Annotated in this window: 6 protein-coding genes; 3 read left to right on the forward strand and 3 right to left on the reverse strand. The window is 71.7% G+C overall.

What is annotated here, in order from left to right; genetic code table 11:
• Positions 1 to 338 precede the first annotated feature (338 nt).
• The 3 genes from ACWD0J_RS40925 to ACWD0J_RS40935 are packed head-to-tail and all read left to right on the forward strand — an operon-like array spanning position 339 to position 2,874.
• Positions 339 to 1,499 (forward strand): ABC transporter ATP-binding protein, encoded by a 1,161-nt coding sequence (locus ACWD0J_RS40925; RefSeq protein ID WP_451500947.1) that lies wholly within the window; start codon positions 339 to 341, stop codon positions 1,497 to 1,499.
• Positions 1,496 to 2,209 carry an ABC transporter permease gene (locus ACWD0J_RS40930; RefSeq protein WP_451500948.1) on the forward strand — a complete coding sequence of 238 codons (714 nt, stop codon included), beginning with the start codon at positions 1,496 to 1,498 and terminating at the stop codon, positions 2,207 to 2,209. The genes ACWD0J_RS40925 and ACWD0J_RS40930 overlap by 4 nt, the downstream gene beginning before the upstream one ends.
• On the forward strand, positions 2,206 to 2,874 hold the full coding sequence (locus ACWD0J_RS40935) for an ABC transporter permease (protein WP_451500949.1): 669 nt from the start codon (positions 2,206 to 2,208) through the stop codon (positions 2,872 to 2,874). The genes ACWD0J_RS40930 and ACWD0J_RS40935 overlap by 4 nt, the downstream gene beginning before the upstream one ends.
• A 59-nt stretch (positions 2,875 to 2,933) precedes the next feature.
• On the opposite strand, the gene ACWD0J_RS40940 is transcribed toward ACWD0J_RS40935, so the two are convergent.
• The 3 genes from ACWD0J_RS40940 to ACWD0J_RS40950 are packed head-to-tail and all read right to left on the reverse strand — an operon-like array spanning position 2,934 to position 4,515.
• Positions 2,934 to 3,572, reverse strand: coding sequence for a GTP-binding protein (locus ACWD0J_RS40940; protein WP_451500950.1), 639 nt, complete (start codon positions 3,570 to 3,572; stop codon positions 2,934 to 2,936).
• On the reverse strand, positions 3,559 to 4,005 hold the full coding sequence (locus ACWD0J_RS40945; RefSeq protein ID WP_451500951.1) for a DUF742 domain-containing protein: 447 nt from the start codon (positions 4,003 to 4,005) through the stop codon (positions 3,559 to 3,561). The genes ACWD0J_RS40940 and ACWD0J_RS40945 overlap by 14 nt, the downstream gene beginning before the upstream one ends.
• Positions 4,006 to 4,041: 36 nt before the next feature.
• The gene (locus ACWD0J_RS40950; protein WP_451500952.1) at positions 4,042 to 4,515 is read right to left on the reverse strand and encodes a roadblock/LC7 domain-containing protein; all 474 of its coding nucleotides are present in this window, start codon (positions 4,513 to 4,515) and stop codon (positions 4,042 to 4,044) included.
• Between the last annotated feature and the right edge of the window lie 76 nt (positions 4,516 to 4,591).

Genomic DNA, 4,591 nt, shown 5'->3' on the forward strand with positions numbered 1-4,591 from the left:
GCCGGCCGTCGGGGCCGCGTGGTGGCGGCGCCCGCCGTCCGGGGCGGTCGGCGCGGGCGGTGGGGCGAGGGTCGTCATGACACGTACTCCAGGTGCTCCGGGCGGTGGTCCCACAGTGATGTCAGTGACCATCCGGGCGGTCTCTGGGGGATCCCTGAGCGCGTCCTGAGGACGAGGTGAGAATCAGCGGACTCACAGGCGGTCCACAGCGGGGCCGCCTCCGGCGCCCTCGTCCGGCGAGTCGCCGCACCACAAGCCGTCTAGACTCTCCCCCCAACGGCCCGCACCACTGGCCGAAACCGGGCAACTCCTGCCAGACCCGAAGGGTATTCGGCGTTTTGATACGGATAGATGCAGTCACCAAGCGATACCCGGACGGCACGGTGGCGGTCGACCGGCTCTCGCTGGAGATTCCCGACCGCTCGATCACCGTCCTGGTCGGGCCGTCGGGCTGCGGGAAGACGACGACCCTGCGCATGATCAACCGGATGGTCGAGCCGAGCGAGGGCACCATCCTCCTCGACGGCGAGGACGTCCAGAAGCAGCCCGTCAACACACTGCGCCGGTCCATGGGATACGTCATCCAGAACGCCGGTCTCTTCCAGCACCGCACGATCATCGACAACATCGCCACCGTGCCCCGCATGCTCGGCTGGGGCAAGGAGAAGGCGCGGGCGCGGGCCCGGGAGCTGATGGAACGGGTGGGCCTGGACGCGGCGCTCGCCAAGCGGTACCCCTACCAGCTGTCCGGCGGGCAGCAGCAGCGCGTCGGGGTCGCGCGGGCCCTCGCCGCCGATCCGCCGGTACTGCTGATGGACGAGCCGTTCTCCGCCGTCGACCCGGTGGTCCGCAAGGGTCTCCAGGACGAACTCCTGCGGATCCAGGACGAGTTGGGCAAGACGATCGTCTTCGTCACCCATGACATCGACGAGGCCGTCAAGATCGGCACGATGGTCGCCGTGATGCGCACCGGGGGCAAACTCGCCCAGTTCGCGCCGCCCGCCGAGCTGTTGTCCCGCCCGGCCGACGCCTTCGTGGAGGACTTCCTCGGCGCGGACCGCGGTATCCGGCGGCTGTCCTTCTTCCCCTCCGCCGGCCTGGAACTGCTGACCGCGCCGATCGTCGCGATCGACTCCACCGCCGGGCAGATCGCCGCCCGCGCCACGGCCGGCGCCCCCTACCTCCTCGTCACGGACCTCGCCGGCAGGCCGCTCGGCTGGAGCGCGCCGCAGGACCTGAGCGCCGGAGACATCAGACCGGAGCGACTGCTGTCCCACGGGCGGCCGTTCGTCGCCGGGACCGACTCGCTGCGGGCCGCGCTCGACTGCGCGGTGCTCTCGCCCACCGGCTGGGCCGTCGCCGTCGACGCCGAGGGCCGGGCCGCCGGGGTGGTCTCCCAGCAGAGCATCGGCGAGGCGATCCGCGGCGCCCACGCGGACGTCCGTACGGGCGAGGCCGGCGGCCGCGTCGACGGCTTGGCCGCGAAGGCCGCCCGGTGAACGGCTTCTTCGACATCCCCAGCGACCTTCAGCACAGCTGGCTCGGCCTCATCGGCCTGCACCTGCGCGAGGCGCTGCTGCCGGTCCTGGCCGGACTGGTGCTCGCGCTGCCGATCGCCCAACTGTGCGTGCGCTTCCGCTGGTTGTACCCGCCCGTGCTGTGGGTGACGACCGTGCTGTACGCCATCCCCTCACTGGCCTTCTTCGTCGTCCTCATCGACTACACCGGCCAGACCGAGCTCACCGTGATGATCCCGCTCACCGTCTACAGCCTGGTGGTGCTGGTCCCGGCCATCGTGGACGGCGTGCGGTCGGTGCCGCAGGAGACGCTGGCCGCCGCGACCGCCATGGGCTTCGGGCCCGTACGCCGCTACGCCCAGGTGCAGTTGCCGATCGCCGTGCCCGCCATCATCGCCGGCCTGCGCATCGCGGTCGTGTCGAGCGTCTCCCTGGTCAGCGTCGGCACGCTGATCGGCAACCAGGGCGCGCTCGGCAACCTGCTCGCCGACGCGATGTTCTACCACCGGCCCGAACTGGCCGTGAACTCCGTGGTCACCACGGCCGTCCTGGCGATCGTGCTGGACGTCCTGCTGGTGGGCCTGCGGACGCTGCTGACGCCCTGGATGCCGAGCGGCCGCCGCACGAGGACGCGGGCGTCCGCGTCCCGGCCCGAACCGGCCACGCTCGCCCTGGAGGACGCGGTCAAGTGAACCTGCTGCACTTCATGAACGCGTTCTTCAGCGACAGCGCCCACTGGAAGGGCTACGACGGCATCCCCACCCGGCTGGCCGAGCACGTCGGTTACTCCCTGCTGGCCCTCGCCGTCGCCGCCGCCATCGGCCTGCCCGTCGGCCTGCTGACCGGGCACACCGGCCGCGGCGGCAACGCGCTGGCGTTCATCGCCACCGCCGCCCGCGCCCTGCCCAGCTTCGGTCTGCTGGTGCTGATGTTCGTCATCCTCGGGCTCGGCCTGCTGCCGGTGATGATCCCGCTGGTCGTCCTCGCCATCCCGCCGATCCTGGTCACCACCTACGAGGCGATGCGCTCCGTCGACCCGTCCCCGGTGGACGCGGCCCGCGGCATGGGCATGCACGAGTCCCGGATCCTGTTCCAGGTGGAGCTGCCGGTGGCCCTCCCGCTGATCCTCAGCGGCCTGCGCTCGGCGGCCATCCAGATCGTCTCCACGGCCACCATCGCCGCGTACGTCTCCCTCGGCGGCCTCGGCCGGTACATCGTCGACGGTCTCTACCAGCGTGACTACGAGAAGGTCGTGGGCGGCGCCACCCTGACCGCCGTGATGGCGCTGGTGACGCTCGGGATCTTCTGGGCGGTGAACCGGATCGCGGTGTCCCCCGGGGTACGCCGCGGCAGCTGACGGCACGGGGGCGGGCCCGGGGCGGACTTCTCCGTCGCCCCGGGCCCGCCCCGTGCCGGTCACGCCTCGGTGCGGGCCAGCGCCTGTTCCAGTACGACGAGCAGGGCGTCGCGCACCGAGCCGCGCTCACGGGCGTCGAACACCACCACCGGGACGTGGTCGCTGACATCGAGCGCCCAGCGGACCTCGTCCAGGGTGTGCTCGACGTGCCCGTCGAAGGCGTTGACGGCCACCGCGAACGGGATCCGCTGGTGCTCGAAGTAGTCGACGGCCGCGTAGCAGTCGTCGAGGCGGCGCGTGTCCACGATGACGAGCCCGCCGACCGCGCCCTCGACGATGTCGTCCCACATGAACCCGAACCGCTCCTGGCCGGGCGTGCCGAACAGGTACAGCTTCAGCGTCGGGTCGATGGTGATGCAGCCGAAGTCCATGGCGACCGTGGTGGTGGTCTTGCGCGGCGTGTGGCTGAGGTCGTCCACGCCCGCCGCGACCTCGGTGATCGCGGCCTCGGTGGTCAGCGGTTCGATCTCGGAGATCGAACCGACCGCGGTGGTCTTGCCCACCCCGAAACCGCCCGCGATCACCATCTTGACGGGCAGGGGCGGTCTGACGGCGGCCTGCGCGGCCCCGGCGGGGGTCCCCCCGGGCCGGGTGGTGCCGAGACCCTGGGGGAGGGTGGCCGGTTCAGTCGGTGTCACGGAGAACCCCTCGGGAGTCGGGGATGGCGCGGAGACCATCGATAACCCTTCGCAGGACGGACGAGTCGTGCGTGGCGCCGGAGTCGGGCACGTGCACCGTCAACTGCCCGGCCGTGCGCAGGTCCTCGGCGAGGACGCGGACCACGTTCAGGTGCAGCCGCAACCGGGCCGCGATCTCCGCGATGGACTGCGGCTGCCGGCAGGCGGCGACGATGTCGTGCTGTTCGAAGGACAGGTCGTCGAGGACGCCGAGTCCCTCGGCGGTGGCCACCACCTGGGTCTCGACGGGCATCGTCCGGCCGTTCGCGCTGGGCGCCACCCGGCCGGCGGTGACCAGGAACGGCCGTACGGCGGGAACGGGCCCGGCCGGGTCCGGGCCCGGGAGCGCGGTGCCGTCCTCGCCGGCACGTGCGTGAGTGCGGCCGTCCGCCATGGCTTGTGTCTTCCTCCTCGGCCGGGCGGCGCCCGGTCAGCGCTTCGACGCGGCGCCGACGCTGTTCTTCAGTTCGAGCACGAGCTGCGGACTGAGCGCGGCACCGGCACGGTTGGCGAACAGCGTCATCTCGTACGCGATGTTGCCGAGCTTGGCCTCCTTGTCGGTGACGACGCCGAGGACGGCTCCGCTGCCGATCGCGGAGACCAGGACATGGCCGCCCTCCAGGTCGATGATGACCTTGTTGAGGCCGCCCAGGCCGTAGTTGCCGGAGGCCCCGGCGGCCAGGCTGGTGATGCCGGAGACGATCGCGGCGAGGCGTTCGGAGTCGGCGTGCTCACGCAGCTCGGACACGGCGATGAGCAGGCCGTCGGAGGACACGGCGATGGCGTCGACGACGCCCGCCGTCTCGGTGGCGAAGCGATTCAACAGCCAGGTGAAGTCGGCTGCGGCGGCCTGCAGTTCGGCCGGCGTGGTGCCTTCCGTCGGGGCGCTCCCGCCGACGGACACCGGGGCCGTGGGCCCCTCGGCCGAGGTGATCACCGGGGCCGCGTTGCCGACGGTCACGGTGAGCGTGTCGCTGCTG

The sequence above is a fragment of the Streptomyces sp. NPDC003011 genome (genome assembly GCF_053591515.1).